Source organism: Pseudomonas sp. 4CAES_32.4 (genome assembly GCF_058136335.1).
Genome location: NZ_CM176882.1, coordinates 5,820,336 through 5,841,498, shown reverse-complemented (window position 1 = coordinate 5,841,498; position 21,163 = coordinate 5,820,336). Strand labels below are relative to the sequence as shown.

Here is a 21,163-nt window from a genome sequence, read left to right as displayed (position 1 = left end):
CGGCCCGCGAGGGCACAGAATTCTGCAAGACCCTCACCCCTAAAGAGGATTCCCCATGAGCATCGTTCGTAGCGACAAGCCTTTTGTTCTGGCCGGTCGTACTTACCAGTCGCGTTTGCTGGTCGGTACCGGCAAGTACCGTGACATGGAAGAAACCCGTCAGGCCATCGAAGCCTCGGGTGCCGAGATGGTCACCTTCGCCGTGCGCCGCACCAACCTGGGCCAGATCGAAGGCGAGCCGAACCTGCTCGACGTGTTGTCGCCGGATCGCTATACCTTCCTGCCGAACACCGCTGGTTGCTACGACGCCATCGAAGCCGTACGCACCTGCCGCCTGGCCCGTGAGCTGCTCGATGGCCACAACCTGGTGAAGCTGGAAGTGCTGGCTGACCAGAAGACCCTGTTCCCGAACGTCATCGAAACCCTCAAGGCTGCCGAAACGCTGGTCAAGGAAGGTTTCGATGTGATGGTTTACACCAGCGATGACCCGATCATCGCCCGTCAATTGGCGGAAATCGGCTGCATCGCGGTGATGCCGCTGGCCGGTCTGATCGGTTCCGGTCTGGGGATCTGCAATCCGTACAACCTGCAGATCATCCTCGAAGAAGCCAAGATTCCTGTGTTGGTCGATGCCGGTGTCGGCACTGCGTCCGACGCAACCATCGCCATGGAACTGGGTTGCGATGCGGTGCTGATGAACTCGGCCATCGCCCACGCCCAGCAACCGGTGATGATGGCTGAAGCCATGAAACACGCCATCGTTGCAGGCCGTCTGGCCTACCTCGCTGGCCGTATGCCGAAAAAACTCTATGCCAGCGCCTCTTCGCCGCTGGATGGTCTGATCAAGTAAGAGCCATTGATGACTGAATCGAACGACACGCCTATCCAGACGGAAGAAGGCGACGAGCGCCAACACCGCCGCATCAAGAGTTTCGTGATGCGCGCCGGGCGCATGACCGAAGGCCAGCAACGCGGTCTGGATCAGGGCGCGCCGCTGTACGTGCTGCCCTTGGCTGACGCGCCGGTGGATTACGATCAAGTGTTCGGCCGTTCGGCACCGCGCTCGCTGGAGATCGGTTTCGGCATGGGCCACTCGCTGCTGGAAATGGCAGCGGCGTCACCGGAGCAGGATTTCATCGGCGTTGAAGTGCACCGTCCGGGTGTTGGCGCGCTGCTCAATGGCGTGCTGACTCAGGGGCTGACCAACCTGCGGGTCTACGATTGCGACGCGATCGAAGTGCTCAACCGCTGCATCGCCGACAACAGCCTTGATCGCCTGATGCTGTTCTTCCCGGATCCGTGGCACAAGAGCCGTCACCACAAGCGCCGTATCGTGCAGGCGTCGTTCGCTGAGCTGGTGCGTAGCAAGTTGAAGGTCGGCGGCATTCTGCACATGGCCACCGACTGGGAACCGTATGCCGAATACATGCTGGAAGTGATGAACGTCGCCCCGGGCTACCGCAACCTCGCCGAAGACGGCAAGTGCGTGCCGCGCCCGGCCGAACGCCCGATCACCAAGTTCGAACGCCGCGGCGAACGTCTTGGGCATGGCGTGTGGGATCTGAAGTTCGAAAAACAGTCCTGAGTCCTACGCGATACCCCTGTAGGAGCTGCGGCACGCTGCGATCTCTTGATCTTCAAATCAAGATCAAAAGATCGCAGCGTGCCGCAGCTCCTACAGTCGTTTTGGGTGTACTGAAAGATCAGCGGCGGTCGGCGACTACGCCGATGAGGACGAGGACTACCAACAACACCGGCGCCAGGCTGTAGTTGTTGAACTGGCTCAAACCCTTGATCACCCAAGGCGTGGCGTAGATCAGCGCCGCGCCGCTGCCGATCACGCACAGCAGCGACATCAGCGGTACGCGCAAGGCGCCGGCGATGCTGCCCAGGCGTTGCTCGACCCAGCCTTTGAAGTCGGCGCCGAACAACACCAGCAGGCAGCCGACCAGCGCCAAGGCGATTTCCGAGAGGTTGCTGCGGCTCCAGCGGGAGACGGTGGCGAGCAGGTCGAGTATCAAATCCATGCGTTTTCCCTTGACTGAAGTCAGTTCAGAAATTGTTGCAGCAAGTCGTTGAGGAATAGCTGTCCGCGCTCGGTGGCCGCCAGACGTGACGGTTCGACCTGCAACAGACCGCTTTGTTCTGCCGCTGCCCGGCCTTCAGCAAGGCTTTCCAGCGACAGGCCAGTGCGCTCCGGATACAGGCGCGATTCGACGCCTGCAGTCAGGCGCAATGCGTTCATCAGAAACTCGAACGGCATCTCGTCATTGGTCAGGGCTTTTTCGCCGGCCTGAAAGCTTTTTGCCGGGTTGAGATAGTCCTTCGGCAGACGGGTTTTCCAGGTGCGCACGATGCGCCCATCCGGGTGGCTGAGCTTGCCATGCGCACCCGCGCCAATACCGATGAAGTCGCCAAAACTCCAGTAATTGAGGTTATGCCGTGCCGGACGCCCGGCCTGGGCATACGCCGAAACTTCATACTGCGCGTAACCGTGCTCGGCCAGCAGGGCCTGCCCGGCCTCTTGAATGTCCCACAACGTGTCGTCTTCCGGCAGCACCGGCGGCTGATTCCAGAACACCGTATTCGGCTCCAGTGTCAGCTGATACCAGGAGATGTGCGTCGGATTCAGTTCGATGGCCTGGCGCAGATCGCTCAAGGCGTCGTCCAGGGATTGATCGGGCAAGCCGTGCATCAAGTCGAGGTTGAAGTTATCGAACCCGGCCTGCCGCGCCATCCCGGCGGCGCGCACCGCTTCGTCACCATTGTGAATCCGCCCCAGCGCCTTGAGCTTTTCCTGCTGAAAGCTCTGGATGCCAATCGACAGGCGATTGATCCCCAGCTTGCGGTACGCGACGAACTTCTCTTGCTCGAAGGTGCCCGGATTGGCTTCCAGGGTGATTTCGATGTCATCGGCAAACGGAATGCGCTGCTCGACGCCTTCGAGTAAACGCCCAAGGGCTTCGGCGCTGAACAGGCTCGGCGTGCCGCCACCAAAAAAGATCGAAGTGATTTTCCGGCCATAAACCGCGTGCAGATCCTGATCGAGATCGGCCAGCAGCGCATCGACGTATTCCTGCTCCGGCAGTACCGGGCTGGCGGTGTGCGAGTTGAAGTCGCAATACGGGCATTTGCGCACACACCACGGGATGTGGATGTACAGCGCCAGGGGCGGCAGCGTTGGCAACGGTGCCCGAGGCGAAGAAGCGGCGCCGCCGACGATCAGCGACGACGCAGAAGAATCACGGGTCATTTCAAGCCCAGACGCTGGCGCAGCAGATCCATTGCACGGGCGCGGTGGCTGATCTGGTTCTTGTCGGCCGGGCTCAGTTCGGCGCTGGACACGTCACGCTCCGGCACCCAGAACAGTGGGTCGTAACCGAAACCGTGCTCGCCGCTGGCAGCGGTCAGAATGCGCCCGTGCCACAGGCCTTCGCAGAGGATCGGCAACGGATCATCGGCGTGACGAACCAGCGCCAATACGCAGACGAATTGCGCGCCGCGCTCGGCTTCCGGGACGTCTTTCAAGGCGTCGAGCAGTTTCGCGTTGTTGGCTGCATCGCCTTTGCCATCGGCATAGCGCGCCGAATAGATGCCCGGCGCACCGCCGAGGAAATCCACTGCCAGACCGGAGTCATCGGCCAGCGCCGGCAACCCGGAAATGCGTGCGGCATTGCGCGCCTTGAGGATCGCGTTCTCGACGAACGACAGACCGGTTTCTTCCGGCTCGACCTTGCTCCACTCGCCAATTGAGCGCAGTTGCACCGATTCGCCGAGCATGGCCTGGAGTTCTTTGAGTTTGCCGGCGTTATGGCTGGCCAGTACGAGCTGCTTGATGTTCATCATTCGCCGGGAAAGAGTTCTTGGTTGAAATTGATGGTGTTGATCTTGTCGCCATTCTGCACCTTGATTTCAAAGGTGCGGGTTTCCTGCTGTTCCACCGGGTACTGGGCGATGTAATAGATCGCGCCCTGTTCGGTGATCTGGCGGAAATTCAGCGGCACGCTGTTGCTGGTGAGGTCTTTGACCGTGCCGGTGACGTTGGCAATCAGCGGTTTGCCGTCCTTGATCACCGAGACATTGATCACGCCCTGATGCTTGCTGCGAATGAGTTCGGCAGCTTTGGCGATGTCCGGTTGCAGGTACGTCGAGTTGAAAGTGTTGTAGTGCACCGTCACGTCGCCAAAGGTTTCCTGACGATCACCCTTGATGACGTCGGCCGCCAGAGCGCTGGCGCTCAGGCAGGCAGTCAATAACAACAACGCTAAACGACCCATGATCGTCTCCTCGAAATGACGTGGCTCAGACCGCGACCTTGTGGTCTGCAAGCTGTGGGCTGCTGACGCGGTAGATACCGATCTCACCTAACAGATTAGGCCATAGCTTACTGGCCCACCCGTGACGGTGCTGTTGATCCACGGCAAGCCGATCAATGACCTTCGCATCACGTTCGCGACAAAGTTCTTCAAAGTCTTCGAAGGTGCAGAAGTGAATGTTCGGCGTGTTGTACCAGGTGTACGGCAGAAACTCGGAGACCGGCATGCGACCCTTGCTCGCCAGGTACCAGCGGCAGCGCCAGTGGCCGAAGTTCGGGAAGGTGATGATGCATTGGCGACCGACCCGGAGCATTTCGTCGAGGATCTTGTCCGGATAGTGCACGGCTTGCAGGGCCTGGGTCATCACGACGATGTCGAAACTGTTGCTGGCGAAGTTGCCCAGCCCCTTGTCCAGATCCTGCTCGATAACGTTGACGCCTTTGGCCACGCACTCGGCGATGTTGTCGGCGTCGTTTTCCAGGCCATAACCGGTGACGTTCTTGTTGTCGCGCAGCCAGGTCAGCAGTTCGCCGTCACCGCAACCGAGGTCGAGGACGCGGCTGCCGGCGGGGATCCATTCCTGGATGATTTCCAGATCAGCTCTCATGGCTTTCTCACAACGTGATGCGGTTCATGTAATTGCCGAACGCCTGCAAGTAGCGCGGGATCGGAATCAGAAAGGCGTCGTGGCCCTGCGGCGCATCGATTTCCAGATAGCTGACGTCTTTGCGCGCCGCCATCAGCGCATCCACCAGTTCCCGCGAACGGGCCGGGGAGAAGCGCCAGTCGGTGGTGAACGACATCACGCAGAACTTGGCCGTGGCGTTTTCAAAGGTTTTTGCCAGATTATCGTCGAAGTTCGCCGCCGGATCGAAGTAATCCAGTGCCTTGGTCATCAACAGATAAGTGTTGGCGTCGAAGCGTCCGGAGAACTCTTCGCCCTGATAACGCAGGTAGCTTTCGACCTGGAACTCGACACTGTGGAAGTCGTAGTTGAGCTTCTCGCTCTTCAGGCCGCGGCCGAATTTCTCGCCCATCGAATCGTCGGACAGGTAAGTGATGTGTCCGACCATGCGCGCCAGCATCAAACCGCGCTTGGGGATCACGCCCGCTTCCTGGAACGAGCCGCCGTGGAACTCCGGGTCCGTGAGGATCGCCTGACGCGCGACTTCGTTGAAGGCGATGTTCTGTGCCGACAGCTTCGGTGCCGAGGCGATGGCCAGACAGTGACGCACGCGATCTGGATAAGTGATGGTCCATTGCAGCGCCTGCATGCCGCCGAGGCTGCCGCCAATCACCGCCGCCCACTGGCCGATGCCGAGCAGATCAGCGAGACGCGCCTGGCTGTGCACCCAGTCTTCCACGGTCAGCACCGGGAAGTCGGCACCAAACGGTTTGCCAGTCTCCGGGTTGACGCTGCTCGGGCCGGTGGAGCCGTTGCAGCCGCCCAGATTATTCAGGCTGACCACGAAGAACTTATTGGTGTCGATCGGTTTGCCGGGGCCGATGCAGCTGTCCCACCAACCGGGTTTGCGGTCATCGACACTGTGATAGCCGGCGGCGTGATGGTGGCCGGACAAGGCGTGGCAAATCAGCACGGCGTTGCTCGCTTGCGCGTTCAGCGTGCCGTAGGTTTCGTAGATCAGGTCATAGGCGGCCAGCGAACGGCCACAGGCCAGCGCCAGCGGTTCGCTGAAGTGCGCGGTTTGCGGCGTCACCAGACCAACAGAATCGGGGGGAAAGGCAGTTGGCATCGACCCTGCTCTCGTTGAAATGAGGCGTAAGTCTAAAGACCGGGGGGGTTAGCGGCAAGCAACTACCTGCGCTCGTTCCCACGCTCTGCGTGGGAATGCCTCATTGGACGCTCCGCGTCCGCTTCGGCTGGGGACGCGGAGCGTCCCGGGATGCATTCCCACGCGGAGCGTGGGAACGATCAGCGCACTAGTCCAGGCAAATCCGGCAACTTCTTCGGCGAGCATATCTTCACCCGCTTCTGCCGGTTCAACTCACCGCTGAGCAAGCTGACCTGGCTCTTGGACACCCCAAACGCATTGGCCAGAAAGCCCATCAGATACGCATTGGCCTTGCCCTCGACCGGCGGCGCGGTCAGGCGGATCTTCAGGCGATCGCCGTGCAGCCCGGCGAAGTCATCGCTGCGGGCTGCCGGTTGCAGGTGACACTCGAGGATCAAGTCGTCACCGTCCCATCGAAACCAGCTCACATCAGCAGACGGAGGATTTCCGGCATCATCGTCATCGCCGCCAGATTGTTGATCACCAACATGTCGATCAGCTTCAGCGCGAGGAAGGCGAAGATCGGCGACAGGTCCAGACCGCCCAGATTCGGCAGGAAGCGGCGGAACGGCGCCAATGCAGGCTCGCAGATCTGGTTGACCAGCTCAGCGCCCGGATTGTGGCTGCCCGGCGCGACCCACGACAGAATCACGCTGATGATCAGGGCGAAGAAGAAGATCTTCAGGAACAGCGCGGTAACGCCGATCAGCGACCAGATAAACAATTGCAGCGGGTTGCCGGTGGTGCCGTAGGTCAGCAGCAGGGTCAGCGCCATCAGCGCCAGCTGCACCAGAATCGCCAGCACCAGTGACGACATGTCCAGGCCGAACAGGCTCGGGATGATCCGGCGCAGTGGCTTGAGCAGAGGCTGGGTGGCTTTGACGATGAACTGGCACAGCGGGTTGTAGAAATTCGCCCGCACCAGTTGCAGCACGAAACGCAGCAGCACGATCAGCAGGTACAGACTGCCGAGGGTTTGCAGCACGTAAACCGCTGCAGTGTTCAATCCAATCATGTAAGGCTCCTTATTTGCCCAGTTGTTCGGCCATTTCGGCCGAGCGGTGCGCGGCGGCGCCGAGTGCAGTTTCGACCAGGGCTTCGAAGCCATTGGCCTGGAATGATTTGATCGCGGCTTCGGTGGTGCCGTTTGGCGAAGTCACGCGACGACGCAGTTCGGCAGCATCAACATCACTGGAAACAGCCATGTGTGCGGCGCCGAGTGCGGTCTGCAGGGTCAGTTGTTCAGCGATGTCCTTCGGCAGGCCGAGTTTGACGCCGGCGGCGGTCATCGCTTCGATCAGCAGGAAGAAGTACGCCGGGCCGGAACCGGACACCGCAGTGACCGCGTCGAGCTGCTGCTCTTCGTCGAGCCACAGCGCGATGCCGACGGCGGACAGCAACTCTTCAGCCTGCTGACGCTGCTCGGCGGTCACTTCGCTGGTCGCGTACAAGCCACTGACGCCCTGACGCAGCAGTGCCGGGGTGTTCGGCATGCAGCGCACGATCGGCTGCTCGCCGAGCCACGTGGTCATGCTCGCGCAAGTGATGCCGGCCGCGATGGAGACCACCAGTTGATTCGGTTTCAGGCTCGGGCGAATCGCTTCGCACACGGTTTTCATCGCCTGAGGTTTGACCGCCAGCACGATCACATCGACGCCGTCGATGGCCTGGGCGTTGTCAGCGAAGGTTTCGATGCCGTGTTCGGCGCTGACCTTGGCGCGGGTTTCTTCGCCCGGATCGCTGGCGCGGATCTGCGCCGCTTCCAGACCTTTGGCGCGCAGGCCGCCGATCAGGCTGGCCGCCATGTTGCCCGCACCGATAAACGCAATACGTGTGTTGCTCATGTGTGGTCCTTATCTGGAAACGTTCAAGATTGGGAATAGTCGCGGGCACCGAACAGGGCCGTACCGATACGCACCCAGGTGGCGCCTTGGGCAATGGCCGACTCGAGATCGTGGCTCATGCCCATGGAAAGCGTGTCGAGCGGCAGATCGAGGCTGGCCTGCAATTTCTGCACAGCGGCGAAGGCCGCGTCCTGCTCGGCGCGATCTTCAGTCGGCTCGGGAATCGCCATCAGCCCGCGCAGTTTCAGCCGGGGCAGGGCACTGATGGCCTCGGCCAATGCCGGCAAGTCAGCCGGGGTGCAGCCGGATTTACTGGCTTCACCGCTGACGTTGACCTGAATGCAGATGTTCAGCGGCGGCAGTTCGGCCGGGCGTTGTTCGGAAAGGCGTTGAGCGATTTTCAGGCGATCCACGGAGTGCACCCAGTCGAAATGCTCGGCAATCGCACGAGTCTTGTTCGATTGAATGGGGCCGATGAAGTGCCAGATCAAGGGCAGGTCGGCCAGTTCGAGCTGTTTGCCCAAGGCTTCCTGCAGATAGTTCTCGCCAAAGTCGCGCAGGCCGGCGGCATACGCTTCGCGCAGCGCCTCGGCGGGTTTGGTTTTGCTCACGGCGAGCAACTGAATGCTGTTTTCGTCGCGGTTCGCAGCTTTGGCTGCTGCCTGGATGCGCGAACCAACCTGAAGAATGTTGTCTGCTATCGTGGACATCAAGAGGCGCCGGCGGTCTGAAGGTTCGCGGCATTCTACTGGAATTGAGGAGCGCTATGGATATCACTGAACTGCTGGCCTTCAGCGCCAAACAGGGAGCTTCCGACCTGCACCTGTCGGCCGGTCTGCCGCCGATGATCCGTGTCGATGGCGATGTGCGGCGGATCAATCTGCCGCCGCTGGATCACAAGCAAGTGCACGAATTGATCTACGACATCATGAACGACACTCAGCGTGTCGACTTCGAGAAACATCTGGAAACCGACTTTTCTTTTGAAGTCCCCGGTGTCGCCCGTTTTCGGGTCAACGCCTTTAACCAGAACCGTGGTGCCGGCGCCGTATTCCGTACGATTCCGTCGAAAGTGCTGAGCATGGACGACCTCGGCATGGGCGATGTCTTTCGCAAGATTACCGACGCCCCGCGCGGGCTGGTGCTGGTCACCGGGCCGACCGGTTCGGGCAAGTCGACCACGCTCGCGGCGATGATCGATTACCTCAACACCCACCGGCATCACCACATCCTGACCATCGAAGATCCGATCGAATTCGTTCACGAATCGCGCAAATGCCTGATCAATCAGCGCGAAGTCCATCGTGATACCCGCAGTTTCGCCACCGCTTTACGTTCGGCACTGCGCGAAGACCCTGATGTGATTCTGGTGGGGGAAATGCGCGATCTGGAAACCATCCGCTTGGCGCTGACTGCTGCCGAAACCGGGCACTTGGTATTCGGCACGTTGCACACGACCTCGGCAGCGAAAACCATCGACCGTGTGGTGGACGTGTTTCCCGGTGACGAGAAGTCGATGGTCCGCTCAATGCTGTCGGAGTCGTTGCTGGCGGTGGTTTCGCAGACGCTGATCAAGAAGATCGGCGGCGGGCGGGTGGCGGCGCACGAGATCATGCTGGGCACGTCGGCGATCCGTAACCTGATCCGTGAGGACAAGGTCGCGCAGATGTATTCGGCGATTCAAACGGGTGGGTCGTTGGGGATGCAGACACTGGACATGTGCCTGAAGGATCTGGTGACCAAGGGCTTGATCAGCCGCGAGCATGCGCGGGAGAAGGCGCGTACGCCGGATAATTTCTGAGGGAGTGATCGTTCCCACGCTCTGCGTGGGAATGCAGCCCGGGACGCTCTGCGTCCCTGCCGAAGCGGACGCGGAGCGTCCATTGAGGCATTCCCACGCGGAGCGTGGGAACGATCGGTATGGTGTTAGCGCTGAACCACGCGCATCTGGCTCTGTTCTTTCGGCAACACACGCTTGGCAACTACGTAATGCTGCTGCCAGTACGGCTTGTTCAGCGTGTCGATGCTCACCGCTTTGCCACGACGCGGTGCGTGGATGAAGCGGTCGTTGCCCAGGTAGATGGCAACGTGGTTGACCCGACGGCTCTTGATGTTGAAGAAAATCAGGTCGCCCGGTTTCAGATCCTTGCGCTCGACTTTCTCGCCGTGGCCGCTGGCCATGGCGTTCGAGGTACGTGGCAGGTCGAACGTGGCGTCGTTGAACGCGTATTTCACCAGGCCGCTGCAATCGAAGCCTTTACTTGGGCTGCTGCCGCCCCAACGATAAGGCGTACCGAGGACGTTTACCGCACGGCTCAGCACGTTGCTGCTTTCCTTGCTCGCCATCGGTGGCACCAGCTTGCTGTGACTCTTGCTGCTCAGCGTGGTGGTTTTGCTTTTGCTGCTTTTGCTTGATGGAGCCGAAGCATGGGATTTAGGGGTGAAGCCGTTAACGTTAGGAAGACGTTGCTCACGATTGGTGGCGTGGGCGGCCAGTGGCATTAATAGGCAGATGGTCAGCCATGTCTTGAAAAATGGTCGCATTAGGCGTGGCTCTTCAGTGATAGCGCGCAACTTTATAACAGAGTTTTTTTTCATTCCGAGTCCGTTGGTCGATTCAGTTGGCAGTCAACGGAACCAAATAAGCGGGAAATGGACGCAATTGTCGGACAGAAGTCAGGTGCTATAAGGCTTTGACGGTAGCAACGGTAACATTTGCCGTACGTCGGCTACCTGTAAAAAAGTCACAAAGAATTCAAGAATATTTATCTATCGTGTGAATCGAGGTCTTCATGAACCGCTATCAGCAAATTGCTCAGCCGCAAGATACACACAGCAAAATCATCGGTTATCTGCTGTGGATCTTCGGATTTACCGGCGCTCACCGCTTCTATTACGGCAAACCGGTGACCGGGACGATCTGGTTCTTCACCTTCGGTCTGCTGGGCATTGGCTGGCTGATCGACCTGTTCCTGATCCCGGCGATGGACCGCGAGGCGGATCTGCGTTTTACCGCAGGGCCGATCGAGTACAACGTGGCGTGGATTCTGCTGACGTTCCTCGGCGCGCTGGGCGTGCACCGGATGTATCAGGGCAAGTGGATCAGCGGCCTGATCTATCTACTGACGGGCGGGTTGTTCTTTCTGGGCGTGCTGTATGACTTCTGGACGCTGAATGATCAAGTCTCGGTGCGCAATGCCGAAGGCAGAGGCGCCTTCCAGTAAGCCATCGCTAGCAGTGCTAGCTCCCACAGAGGATTTGTGTCGCTCATAGATCCAATGTGGGAGCCAGCCCTGCTGGCGATTGGGGACAACGCGGTGTTATGCCTGGTGGCTGATCCGCCCATCCACCAGGGTATAGCGAACCACACCCGGCAGACTGTGCCCCAGGAACGGGCAGTTCTCACCCTTCGACAACCAGTTCTCACCGGCCACCGTTGAAGCTTTCGGATCGAACAGGACGATATCCGCCGCGCCGCCGACCGCCAGTTTGCCCGCCGGCAGGCGCAAGGCTTCGGCCGGGCCTGCACTCAGGCGTGCCAGCAACGTCGGCAGATCCAGCAACCCATCCTCCACCAGCGTCATCGCCAATGGCAGCAACAGCTCAACACTGCTGATGCCCGGCTCGGTCGCGCCGAACGGTGCGAGTTTGGCGTCACGTTCGTGCGGCTGGTGATGGCTGGAGATCGCTGAGATCACGCCGGACTTCACTGCTTCGCGCAGACCATCGCGATCCGCGCGGGTGCGCAACGGCGGTTGCACGTGATAGAGGCTGCTGAAGTCGATCAGCGCTTCGTCGGTCAGAATCAGCTGATACAGCGCGACATCCGCCGTCACCTGCAAGCCACGAGCCTGCGCCTGAGCGATCAGGGCAACGCCGCGCGCACTGGTCAACTGGCTGAAGTGCGCACGCACGCCAGTCTGCTCGACCAGCAGCAGATCACGGGCGAGTGCCACGGTTTCAGCGGTTTCCGGAATCCCCGGCAGGCCGAGGAAACTGGCGACGGCGCCTTCGTGGGCCAAGCCACCTTCAGCCAGATCATGATCCTGCGAGTTGAAAATCACTGTCAGATCGAAGGTCGCCGCGTATTCCAGTGCCCGGCACAGGGTGCGGGTGTTGCGAAAGCTTTCGAGACCGTTGCCGAACGCCACGCAACCGGCGTCGCGCAGCGCCACCAGCTCGGCCAGTTGCTCGCCGTCCAGACCTTTGCTCAGCGCGCCAATCGGAAAGACTTTGGTGTTGCCAGCTTCGCGGGCGCGATCGAGGATCAGCTCGGCGACGGCGGAGGTGTCGAGCACTGGTTTGGTTTTCGGTGGGCAGCACAGGCTGGTCACACCGCCGGCGGCGGCGGCGCGGGTTTCGCTGATGATCGAGCCTTTGCGGCTGTAGCCCGGCTCACGCAGGGCAACGTTCAGATCGACGAGGCCCGGAGCGGCGACGAGGCCTTGGGCGTCGATGGTTTCTACTGCCGTGAAACCCGCTGGAGCGGCGCCGAGGGCGACGATCTTGCAGGCTTCGACGTGAATGTCGGTGACTTGATCCAGGCCGCTGCTTGGATCGATGACGCGTGCGCCGAGAATGCTGAGCTTCACTGGGCGTTCTCCTGCTCGAATTGGCGCTGGGCAGTCTGCCCGCTCATGGCCATGGACAGCACAGCCATACGAATCGCGATGCCGTAGGTGACCTGATTGAGGATCACCGAGTGCGGACCGTCGGCCACTGCGGACTCGATCTCCACCCCGCGGTTGATCGGCCCCGGGTGCATGACGATGCAGTCCGGTTTGGCCCCGGCCAGACGCGCGGTGGTCAGGCCGAACAGGCGGTAGAACTCGCCTTCGCTCGGCAGCAGGCCGCCGGTCATGCGTTCACGTTGCAGGCGCAGCATGATCACCACGTCGACGTCTTTCAGGCCTTCGGTCATGTCGGTGTAGACCTTCACGCCGTATTGCTCGATGCCGATCGGCAGCAGGGTTTTCGGCGCGATCACGCGGATGTCCGGGCAACCGAGGGTTTTCAGCGCGAGCATGTTCGAGCGCGCAACCCGCGAGTGCAGGATGTCGCCGACGATGGCCACCGAGAGGTTTTCGAAACCGCCCTTGTGCCGACGGATGGTGAGCATGTCGAGCATGCCCTGCGTCGGGTGCGCGTGACGGCCGTCGCCGCCGTTGATGATTGCCACTTGCGGGCACACATGTTCGGCGATGAAGTGCGCGGCGCCGGAATCACCGTGGCGCACGACGAACATGTCGGCGGCCATGGCTTCGAGGTTGCGCAGGGTGTCGAGCAGGGTTTCACCCTTGCTTGCCGACGAGGTCGACACGTTCAGGGTGATCACGTCCGCCGACAGCCGCTGGGCGGCCAGTTCGAAGGTAGTGCGGGTGCGCGTGGAGTTTTCGAAGAACACGTTGCACACGGTCTTGCCGCGCAGCAACGGGACTTTTTTCACCGCCCGGGCACCGACTTCAAGGAACGAGTCGGCAGTGTCGAGGATTTCCGTCAGCAACTCGCGGCGCAGGCCGTCGAGCGAGAGGAAGTGGCGCAGCTGGCCCTGATCATTGAGCTGCAGCGGGCGCTTGGTATCTAGAGGCGTCATCGCGAAGGGGACTCTCAATAGGGCGGATTAAAGGGACATGTCTTGTAGTTCGAGCGTCAGCGGCTCGGGGCCGGACAGCTTCACCCGTTCGTGAGCGGCCAGCGCCAAGGTCGCGCCGACCACGTTCGGGCGAATTGGCAGCTCGCCGGCGTCCAGATCCAGCAGGCAGACCAGGGTCACGCTGGCCGGACGGCCGTAGTCGAACAGTTCGTTCAACGCGGCGCGGATGGTCCGACCGCTCATCAGGACGTCGTCGATCAGCACCAGATGCTGGCCTTCGATCTCGAAGGGCAGGGCGGACGGGCGCACTTGCGGGTGCAAGCCGTTCTGGCTGAAGTCATCGCGGTAGAAGGACACGTCCAGCGTGCCCAGTGGCGCGTCGCTGCCCAATTCCTTGAGCAGAGCCTGTGCGACCCAGATGCCGCCGGTGCGAATGCCGATGTAACGCGGTTCAGTGATTTCACGCTGGGCAAGGTGCGCCTTGAGGCGGGTCGCCATCTGGCTGATCAGATCGGCGGGATTTGGCAGGCTCATGGTTGCTCCTTGTTGGGGGCGAGTCGGGTCCTTGGACGCGACTCGGTTTTTCACTCAAAAGAAAAGCGCCGAAGCGCTTGTCAGGATTCAAACAATGCAGTGTTTTCATCGAGCCAGCCCTGCAACAGCAGAGCAGCGGCGATGGCGTCCACCGGGTTGTCGCGGTAACTGCCTTTCTGACCGCCACGGGCCAGGCGCTCGCCTTTGGCCTCGAATGTGGTCAGGCGCTCGTCGTGGGTATAGAAGGGCAGGTTGAAGCGGCCATTGAGGCGACGGGCGAATTTCTCCGCGCGTACGCACATGTCGCTCGGTGTGCCGTCCATGTTCAGCGGCAGGCCAACGACGACGGCATCGGGTTTCCATTCCTTTATAAGGGCTTCAACCTGGTTCCAGTCCGGCACGCCGTTTTGTGCCTTCAAGGTGCACAGCTCGCGGGCCTGGCCGGTGATCACCTGACCGACGGCAACGCCGATCTGTTTGGTGCCGTAATCAAAGCCGAGAATCAGGCGCAGGGCCATCAGGCGTGCCCTGCCTGGCTGGTCAGCAGGCTGAGGTTGATCCCCAGGTGCTTGGCCGCCGCTTCGAGGCGCAGTTCGCTGCTGGTGTTGAAGAGGATGTCGGCGTCGTACGGGCAGTTCAGCCAAGCGTTGTCGGCCAGTTCGGCTTCCAGTTGCCCGGCTTCCCACCCCGCGTAACCGAGGGCGATCAGGCTTTTCGCCGGGCCGACGCCGTCAGCGATGGCGAACAGTACATCCTGCGAGGTCGACAGGGCCAGATCGCCATCCAGCTGCGCGGTGGCCTGGAAGGTCTTGCCCGCCGGGTGCAGGACGAAACCGCGATCGGTCTGCACCGGCCCGCCGATGAAGATTGGCACGTGCTGGCACAGTGCTGGCGGATCGATGTCGGGGCGCAATTGCTCAAGAATGTCGGCCAGATTCAGCTCTTGCGGCCGGTTGACCACAATCCCCATAGCGCCATTGGCCGTGTGCTCGACGATGTAGGTCAAGGTGTGGGCAAAGTTCGGGTCGGCCATGTGTGGCATGGCGATCAGGAATTGATGCTTGAGGTAGCTGGGGCTGACGTTTTTCATGTGCGCTAGTGTGGCGTTCGGGGGGCGAACTGACAAGCTGAAGCCGCCAAAAGATCGCAGCCTCCAGCAGCTCCTACATGTGAATGCAGGCCAATGTAGGAGCTGCCGAAGGCTGCGATCTTTTGATCTTGCCCTTAATTGCTTGAGAGTTTGTCGCCCCGGGCAAATTTCCAGGTACGAATGATTTCCAGACGGTCGATATCCGACAAGTCCCCGGTAAACGGCGCAAACGGTGCCGCCAGTCGGACGATGCGCTGTGCTGCCTGATCCAGCAGCGGCTGGCCGGAAGATTCCAGCACCAGCACTTCATACAGCGAACCGTCACGGTTGATCGAGACCATCAGGCGCAAATTGCCGTAAATCTGCTTGCGCCGTGCTTCTTCCGGGTAATTGAGATTGCCGATGCGTTCGACCTTCTTGCGCCAGTCGTCCTTGTACCAGGCACCCTTGTCGCGCATGGTCGAGGCGGCGCTCAAGCGGTGGATGCGCGGGCGCTTGGCGTACAGCTGTTGTTCCTTGGCCAGTTCGGCTTCGAGGCTGGCAATGTCGCTGGACAGCTGCGAGCTATCGAACTCCGGCGCGTCGACCGTCGGTTTGACCTGGGTCTTGGTTTCTTCTTTCTTGGTTGGCGCCTTTTTTGGCTTCGGCGCGACGGTGGTCACCGCAGCCTTGGGCGCGGCCTCCTGCACTTCGGGCTTGGCGGCCGGTGGCGGGGTGACTTTCTTGACCTGATTATCCTGGAACGGCGCGACCTCGGTGGTCTTCGGGATCGCCTTCTTGTCCAGCGTGCCGCTGCCTTCCTGATGCTCTTGCGCGAGGAAATCAGCCTTCTCCGGTTTCTTTTCGCTCTTGAAGGTGGCGAGGGTGATTTCCAGGGTTTTGCTGATCTGCTTGGGCTCGACCATCGTGAAGCCGACGCCGAGCAGCAGCGCCAAATGGATCAGCGCTGCGAGAAACAAGGTAAAACCGAGGCGATCGGCCGGGCGCACGCCACGATGGGCGAGTTCTGCGGGCAGATCGGACGGGAGGGTCATGACAGAAAAACCAACATCGCGTTTTTAAAGGCACGGCATGATAACGCAATGTTGGTTTTTAGCTGCAAGCGACGAGCTTCAAGCGACAAGATGCATAAGGGCAGCTGCAAGTTTCGAGCGGCAAGCTGCAAGTAAAAGCTTGTAGCTCATGGCTTGCGGCTTGTAGCTGGCCGTCAGGCTTGCGGCTTGCGGCTCGTGGCTTGCAGCTTGCTTTCGATCGCATCCATCAGCATGCCGCCAATGTCAGTGCCGAAGGCATTGTCGATTTCACGGATGCAGGTCGGGCTGGTCACGTTGATTTCGGTGAGGCTTTCGCCGATCACATCGAGGCCAACGAACAGCAGGCCTTTCTCACGCAGGGTCGGGCCGACTTGTGCGGCAATCCAGCGATCCTTGTCGGTCAGCGGGCGCGCTTCACCACGGCCACCGGCGGCGAGGTTGCCACGGGTTTCGCCGAGTGCCGGAATCCGCGCCAGGCAGTAATCCACCGGCTCGCCGTCGATCATCAGGATGCGTTTGTCGCCATCGACGATGGCCGGCAGGTAGCCCTGAATCATGATCTGCTGCTTGCCGTGCAAGGTCAGGGTTTCGAGGATCACCGACAGGTTCGGGTGGCCGGCGGTGTGGCGGAAGATCGACGAACCGCCCATGCCGTCCAGCGGCTTGAGGATCACGTCGCCGTGATGGTCGGCGAATTCACGCAGCACGTCGGGGCGACGGCTGACGATGGTTGGCGGCGTGCACTGCGGGAACAGCGTGGCGAACAGCTTTTCATTGCAGTCGCGCAGGCTCTGCGGTTTGTTCACCACCAGCACGCCAGCGGTTTCGGCTTGCTCGAGCAGGTAGGTGGTGTAGACGAACTCCATGTCGAACGGCGGATCCTTGCGCATCAGGATCACGTCCAGATCGCTCAGCAGGTTGTCCTGCTCGGCGTCCAGTTCGAACCATTTTTCCGGGTTGGCGAAGACTTTCAGCGGCTTCATGCGCCCCCGTGCCTGGCCTTCGGCCTGATACAGGTCGCTCTGCTCCATATAGAACAGTTCCCAACCACGCTTCTGCGCGGCCAGCAGCATGGCCAGCGAGCTATCCTTTTTATAGGAGATGCTGGCGATAGGGTCCATGACAATCCCGACGCGAACGCTCATTGGGTTTTCCTCGAAAATTGGCTACCGGATCGGTATTGAAAAAGTGCCGCCAGAGTGGCGCCGGGCGGGTTTTCGGTCAAGGAAAAACCCGTCGATAGATTGCATCTGGAGACTGTGCTAAAAAGGCTGGCGTAGCGTGCTGGCCCTTGAGCATCAAGGGTTTCGAGCCATTCATAACCGCAAAACGGACAAATTGATTCGCAAAGGCGACGGTAGAGCCCTCTTATGGAACAGCAGTCCAGCGCCTTGAAGGTCATGGTGATCGACGACTCGAAAACGATTCGTCGCACCGCCGAAACATTGTTGAAGAATGTCGGTTGCGAAGTGATCACGGCGATCGACGGTTTCGACGCCCTGGCGAAGATCGCCGACAACCATCCCGGGATCATTTTTGTCGACATCATGATGCCGCGTCTGGATGGTTATCAGACCTGCGCTTTAATCAAGAACAACAGTGCATTCAAGGCCACGCCGGTGATCATGCTGTCATCGCGTGACGGGCTGTTCGACAAGGCCAAGGGGCGGATTGTCGGTTCCGATCAATTTTTGACCAAGCCTTTCAGCAAGGAAGAACTGCTCAACGCGATCCAGGCCCATGTTCCGGGCTTCGCCGCCGTTTTGCCGCAGTAAGACACGTACAGTGACACTCGGCCAGCGGGCCGGGGGTCGACAAGAAAAATGGGGAAAACCATGGCACGTATCCTGATCGTCGATGATTCGCCGACTGAAATGTACAAACTCACCGGCATGCTCGAAAAGCACGGCCATGAAGTGCTCAAGGCCGAAAACGGCGCCGATGGTGTGGCCCTGGCCCGTCAGGAAAAACCCGACGCGGTGCTGATGGACATCGTCATGCCCGGCCTCAACGGTTTTCAGGCGACTCGCCAGTTGACCAAGGACGCCGACACCAGCCACATCCCGGTGATCATCATCACCACCAAGGATCAGGAAACCGACAAGGTCTGGGGCACCCGTCAGGGCGCCAAGGACTACCTGACCAAACCGGTCGACGAAGACACCCTGATCAAGACCCTGAACAACGTGCTCAAAGGCTGATCGCGCGACCATGAGCGAATCGCTGACCGCGTTCGAACTGCTCTGGCAAATCGACCAGCGCTGCCGCTTGCTGGCGGCGGACCTGCCGTCGCAACCGGCGCGTCAGGATCGCTGGAGTGGCATTGGCTTTCGCCTCGGCGAGCATTGGTATGTGGCGCCGATGGGTGAAGTCAGCGAAGTGCTGCACGAACCGCGCTTCACGCAATTGCCTGGGGTCAAGCCGTGGGTCAAGGGCGTGGCTAATCTGCGCGGACGGCTGCTGCCGATCATGGATCTGTGCGGCTTCTTCGGCCATGAACTGTCGCCGTTGCGTAAACAGCGGCGGGTCTTGGTGGTCGAGCATGGCGATGTGTTCGCCGGGTTGATGGTCGATGAAGTCATTGGCTTGCAGCATTTCGAGCAGAACAGCTTTGAACCGCTGTCGATCAGCAAACGTCAGGGCTCGAAGGCCGAGTTCGTCAAAGGCTACTTCCGCCGTGAGCAGAACTGGCGGGTGTTCAGCTTGTTTGCGCTGGCCAAGTCCCCGGTATTCATGAGCGTCGCGATATAGCCGTTACAACAGAGAACCCATGTGGGAGCTAGCCCTGCTAGCGATTCAGGCGCCATGGTGCATCAGGCACACCGCGCCATCGTTCAATCGCTAGCAGGGCTAGCTCCCACAGGTTCTTCGGTGAGCTTCAAATTAGGCGAGGACCGATGATAAAAGCAAAAACAGGCAAGCCGGCGGAAGGATCGCGCAGTCGCTCGCAGATCATCGTGCTGTTCATCGCACTGATCGTGTTCATCATGCTGCTGTTCGCCAACTTCGCTTACCTCAACACCCAGGCGAACTACGACAAACAGTACATCGGCCACGCCGGTGAGCTGCGCGTGCTCTCGCAACGCATTGCCAAGAACGCCACCGAAGCCGCCGCCGGCAAGGCTGCCGCGTTCAAGTTGCTCAGCGATGCGCGCAACGATTTCGCCCAGCGCTGGGGTTATCTGAAGAAGGGCGACCCGGTCACCGGCCTGCCGCCAGCGCCCGCCACCGTGCGCCCGGAAATGCGCGCCGTGCAGCTCGACTGGGAACGCCTGCTGAAAAATACTGACGCGATTCTCTCCAGCGAGCAGACCGTACTGTCGCTGCATCAGGTCGCCGCGACCCTGGCCGAAACCGTGCCGCAGTTGCAGATCGAATACGAAAAAGTCGTGGAAATCCTCCTCCAGCGTGGGGCCCCGGCGGCGCAAGTGGCGATGGCCCAGCGTCAGTCGCTGCTGGCGGAACGTATCCTCGGCGCGGTCAACACCGTGCTTGCCGGCGACGAAAACTCCCAGCAAGCCGCCGACGCCTTTGGTCGCGACGCCACGCGTTTCGGCCAAGTGCTCAACGGCATGCTGCAGGGGAACCCGGCGTTGAAGATCAGCCAGGTCGAAGACCGCGACGCCCGCGCGCGTTTGAGCGAAATCTCCGAGCTGTTCCAGTTTGTCTCCGGCTCCGTCGATGAAATCCTCGAAACCTCGCCAGAGCTGTTCAAGGTTCGCGAATCGGCGAGCAACATCTTCAGCCTCTCGCAAACCCTGCTCGACGAAGCCTCGCACCTGGCCACCGGTTTCGAGAACCTTGCCGGCGGGCGCAACACCGACACCATCGGCGGCTACGTCCTTGGCTTGCTGGCGCTGGCCTCGATCATCCTCATCGGTCTGGTGATGGTCCGTGAGACCAATCGCCAGTTGCGCGAAACCGCCGAGAAGAACGAGCGTAATCAGAACGCGATCATGCGCCTGCTCGACGAGATCGAAGACCTCGCCGACGGTGACCTCACCGTGACCGCCTCGGTGACTGAGGACTTCACCGGCACCATCGCCGACTCGATCAACTACTCCGTCGACCAGTTGCGTGATCTGGTTGCGACCATCAACCTTACCGCCGGCCAGGTCGCCGCTGCGGTGCAGGAAACCCAAGCCACCGCGATGCATCTGGCCCAGGCCTCGGAGCATCAGGCCCAGCAGATTTCCGAAGCCTCGACGGCGATCAGCGACATGGCCGAATCCATCGATCAGGTTTCAGCCAACGCCGCCGAGTCTTCAGCGGTAGCCGAGCGCTCCGTGGAAATCGCCAACAAGGGCAACGAGGTGGTGCACAACACCATCCACGGCATGGACAACATTCGCGAGCAGATTCAAGACACCGCCAAACGTATCAAGCGTCTCGGCGAGTCATCGCAGGAAATCGGCGACATCGTCAGCCTGATCGACGACATCGCCGACCAGACCAACATCCTCGCCCTCAACGCGGCGATTCAGGCTTCCATGGCCGGTGATGCCGGGCGCGGTTTTGCTGTGGTTGCCGACGAAGTGCAGCGCCTCGCCGAGCGCTCGTCCGCCGCCACCCGGCAGATCGAAACGCTGGTGCGGGCGATCCAGACCGACACCAACGAAGCCGTTATTTCCATGGAACAAACCACCACCGAAGTGGTGCGCGGCGCGCGACTGGCGCAGGATGCCGGTGTGGCCCTGGAAGAAATCGAAGGCGTGTCGAAGACTCTCGCGGCGTTGATTCAAAGCATCTCCAACGCGGCGCAGCAGCAGACGTCTTCCGCCGGGCAGATTTCACTGACGATGAACGTGATCCAGCAGATCACCTCGCAGACTTCGTCCGGCTCCACGGCCACCGCCGAAAGCATCGGCAACCTGGCGAAAATGGCCAGTCAGCTGCGGCGCTCGGTGTCCGGATTCACCTTGCCGGCAGCGTCCGCGCCGGCGACGGATAAAGTGTGAT

Annotated in this window: 26 protein-coding genes; 8 read left to right on the top strand and 18 right to left on the bottom strand. The window is 60.6% G+C overall.

Translation table 11 applies throughout. The features are described from left to right. The first annotated feature begins 55 nt into the window (after positions 1–55). Both AC3Y64_RS26385 and trmB read left to right on the top strand, forming a co-directional pair. Positions 56–850 carry a thiazole synthase gene (locus AC3Y64_RS26385; protein WP_489985750.1) on the top strand — a complete coding sequence of 265 codons (795 nt, stop codon included), beginning with the start codon at positions 56–58 and terminating at the stop codon, positions 848–850. A gap of 9 nt (positions 851–859) precedes the next feature. Then, a complete protein-coding gene (gene trmB, locus AC3Y64_RS26380) occupies positions 860–1,585 on the top strand; it encodes a tRNA (guanosine(46)-N7)-methyltransferase TrmB (RefSeq protein WP_489985749.1) in 726 nt (241 codons plus the stop codon). Positions 1,586–1,703: 118 nt separating this feature from the next. Here trmB and AC3Y64_RS26375 read toward each other — a convergent pair whose 3' ends face one another. The 10 genes from AC3Y64_RS26375 to AC3Y64_RS26330 form a co-directional block, all read right to left on the bottom strand. Further along, positions 1,704–2,027 (bottom strand): DUF3392 domain-containing protein, encoded by a 324-nt coding sequence (locus AC3Y64_RS26375; protein ID WP_127930116.1) that lies wholly within the window; start codon positions 2,025–2,027, stop codon positions 1,704–1,706. 20 nt (positions 2,028–2,047) lie between these two features. Beyond that, entirely contained in the window at positions 2,048–3,253 is a 1,206-nt protein-coding gene (gene hemW, locus AC3Y64_RS26370) for a radical SAM family heme chaperone HemW (RefSeq protein ID WP_489985748.1), read from the bottom strand. Beyond that, positions 3,250–3,846 carry an RdgB/HAM1 family non-canonical purine NTP pyrophosphatase gene (gene rdgB / locus AC3Y64_RS26365; protein WP_008083802.1) on the bottom strand — a complete coding sequence of 199 codons (597 nt, stop codon included), beginning with the start codon at positions 3,844–3,846 and terminating at the stop codon, positions 3,250–3,252. The genes hemW and rdgB overlap by 4 nt, the downstream gene beginning before the upstream one ends. After that, entirely contained in the window at positions 3,843–4,277 is a 435-nt protein-coding gene (locus AC3Y64_RS26360; RefSeq protein ID WP_489985747.1) for a DUF4426 domain-containing protein, read from the bottom strand. The genes rdgB and AC3Y64_RS26360 overlap by 4 nt, the downstream gene beginning before the upstream one ends. Positions 4,278–4,302: 25 nt before the next feature. After that, positions 4,303–4,923 (bottom strand): methionine biosynthesis protein MetW, encoded by a 621-nt coding sequence (gene metW, locus AC3Y64_RS26355; protein ID WP_095121520.1) that lies wholly within the window; start codon positions 4,921–4,923, stop codon positions 4,303–4,305. Positions 4,924–4,930: 7 nt separating this feature from the next. Beyond that, a complete protein-coding gene (gene metX, locus AC3Y64_RS26350) occupies positions 4,931–6,070 on the bottom strand; it encodes a homoserine O-succinyltransferase MetX (RefSeq protein ID WP_038358832.1) in 1,140 nt (379 codons plus the stop codon). A 179-nt stretch (positions 6,071–6,249) separates the two neighbouring features. Then, a complete protein-coding gene (locus AC3Y64_RS26345; protein ID WP_489985746.1) occupies positions 6,250–6,537 on the bottom strand; it encodes a DUF167 domain-containing protein in 288 nt (95 codons plus the stop codon). Next, on the bottom strand, positions 6,534–7,124 hold the full coding sequence (locus tag AC3Y64_RS26340) for a YggT family protein (RefSeq protein WP_007913643.1): 591 nt from the start codon (positions 7,122–7,124) through the stop codon (positions 6,534–6,536). The genes AC3Y64_RS26345 and AC3Y64_RS26340 overlap by 4 nt, the downstream gene beginning before the upstream one ends. A 10-nt stretch (positions 7,125–7,134) precedes the next feature. Continuing rightward, positions 7,135–7,953 carry a pyrroline-5-carboxylate reductase gene (proC, locus tag AC3Y64_RS26335; protein ID WP_489985745.1) on the bottom strand — a complete coding sequence of 273 codons (819 nt, stop codon included), beginning with the start codon at positions 7,951–7,953 and terminating at the stop codon, positions 7,135–7,137. 23 nt (positions 7,954–7,976) lie between these two features. Then, entirely contained in the window at positions 7,977–8,663 is a 687-nt protein-coding gene (locus AC3Y64_RS26330; RefSeq protein ID WP_489985744.1) for a YggS family pyridoxal phosphate-dependent enzyme, read from the bottom strand. 56 nt (positions 8,664–8,719) lie between these two features. On the opposite strand from AC3Y64_RS26330, the gene AC3Y64_RS26325 reads away from it, so the two are divergent. Continuing rightward, positions 8,720–9,754: a type IV pilus twitching motility protein PilT gene (locus tag AC3Y64_RS26325; RefSeq protein ID WP_158953380.1), complete on the top strand. Its 1,035-nt coding sequence runs from the start codon at positions 8,720–8,722 to the stop codon at positions 9,752–9,754. A gap of 125 nt (positions 9,755–9,879) precedes the next feature. On the opposite strand, the gene AC3Y64_RS26320 is transcribed toward AC3Y64_RS26325, so the two are convergent. Further along, on the bottom strand, positions 9,880–10,497 hold the full coding sequence (locus tag AC3Y64_RS26320; protein ID WP_016985978.1) for a C40 family peptidase: 618 nt from the start codon (positions 10,495–10,497) through the stop codon (positions 9,880–9,882). Positions 10,498–10,763: 266 nt separating this feature from the next. Between AC3Y64_RS26320 and AC3Y64_RS26315 the strand changes: the two genes are divergently transcribed. Further along, entirely contained in the window at positions 10,764–11,177 is a 414-nt protein-coding gene (locus AC3Y64_RS26315; RefSeq protein ID WP_178113635.1) for an NINE protein, read from the top strand. Between the two features lie 96 nt (positions 11,178–11,273). On the opposite strand, the gene AC3Y64_RS26310 is transcribed toward AC3Y64_RS26315, so the two are convergent. The 7 genes from AC3Y64_RS26310 to gshB form a co-directional block, all read right to left on the bottom strand. After that, positions 11,274–12,545, bottom strand: a complete 1,272-nt coding sequence (locus tag AC3Y64_RS26310) for a dihydroorotase (RefSeq protein WP_489985743.1) — start codon at positions 12,543–12,545, stop codon at positions 11,274–11,276. Beyond that, entirely contained in the window at positions 12,542–13,546 is a 1,005-nt protein-coding gene (locus AC3Y64_RS26305; protein WP_007913665.1) for an aspartate carbamoyltransferase catalytic subunit, read from the bottom strand. Before AC3Y64_RS26305 ends, AC3Y64_RS26310 begins: the two co-directional genes overlap by 4 nt. 27 nt (positions 13,547–13,573) lie before the next feature. Continuing rightward, positions 13,574–14,080, bottom strand: coding sequence for a bifunctional pyr operon transcriptional regulator/uracil phosphoribosyltransferase PyrR (gene pyrR / locus AC3Y64_RS26300; protein ID WP_489985742.1), 507 nt, complete (start codon positions 14,078–14,080; stop codon positions 13,574–13,576). A gap of 80 nt (positions 14,081–14,160) precedes the next feature. Further along, the gene (gene ruvX, locus AC3Y64_RS26295; protein WP_064589634.1) at positions 14,161–14,598 is read right to left on the bottom strand and encodes a Holliday junction resolvase RuvX; all 438 of its coding nucleotides are present in this window, start codon (positions 14,596–14,598) and stop codon (positions 14,161–14,163) included. Next, positions 14,598–15,170, bottom strand: a complete 573-nt coding sequence (locus tag AC3Y64_RS26290; RefSeq protein WP_150793224.1) for a YqgE/AlgH family protein — start codon at positions 15,168–15,170, stop codon at positions 14,598–14,600. The genes ruvX and AC3Y64_RS26290 overlap by 1 nt, the downstream gene beginning before the upstream one ends. A gap of 134 nt (positions 15,171–15,304) precedes the next feature. Further along, a complete protein-coding gene (locus AC3Y64_RS26285) occupies positions 15,305–16,204 on the bottom strand; it encodes an energy transducer TonB (RefSeq protein WP_489985741.1) in 900 nt (299 codons plus the stop codon). A 173-nt stretch (positions 16,205–16,377) separates the two neighbouring features. Next, entirely contained in the window at positions 16,378–17,349 is a 972-nt protein-coding gene (gene gshB, locus AC3Y64_RS26280) for a glutathione synthase (protein WP_489985740.1), read from the bottom strand. A 225-nt stretch (positions 17,350–17,574) separates the two neighbouring features. Here gshB and pilG point away from each other — a divergent pair, with 225 nt between their 5' ends. The 4 genes from pilG (at position 17,575) to AC3Y64_RS26260 (ending at position 21,162) form a co-directional block, all read left to right on the top strand. Next, positions 17,575–17,979 (top strand): twitching motility response regulator PilG, encoded by a 405-nt coding sequence (pilG, locus tag AC3Y64_RS26275; RefSeq protein ID WP_007913673.1) that lies wholly within the window; start codon positions 17,575–17,577, stop codon positions 17,977–17,979. Between the two features lie 60 nt (positions 17,980–18,039). Then, positions 18,040–18,405 carry a twitching motility response regulator PilH gene (pilH, locus tag AC3Y64_RS26270; RefSeq protein ID WP_007913674.1) on the top strand — a complete coding sequence of 122 codons (366 nt, stop codon included), beginning with the start codon at positions 18,040–18,042 and terminating at the stop codon, positions 18,403–18,405. Positions 18,406–18,415: 10 nt separating this feature from the next. Next, entirely contained in the window at positions 18,416–18,955 is a 540-nt protein-coding gene (locus tag AC3Y64_RS26265) for a chemotaxis protein CheW (RefSeq protein ID WP_095049470.1), read from the top strand. A gap of 146 nt (positions 18,956–19,101) precedes the next feature. Next, entirely contained in the window at positions 19,102–21,162 is a 2,061-nt protein-coding gene (locus AC3Y64_RS26260) for a methyl-accepting chemotaxis protein (protein WP_008084308.1), read from the top strand. Position 21,163 lies beyond the last annotated feature (1 nt).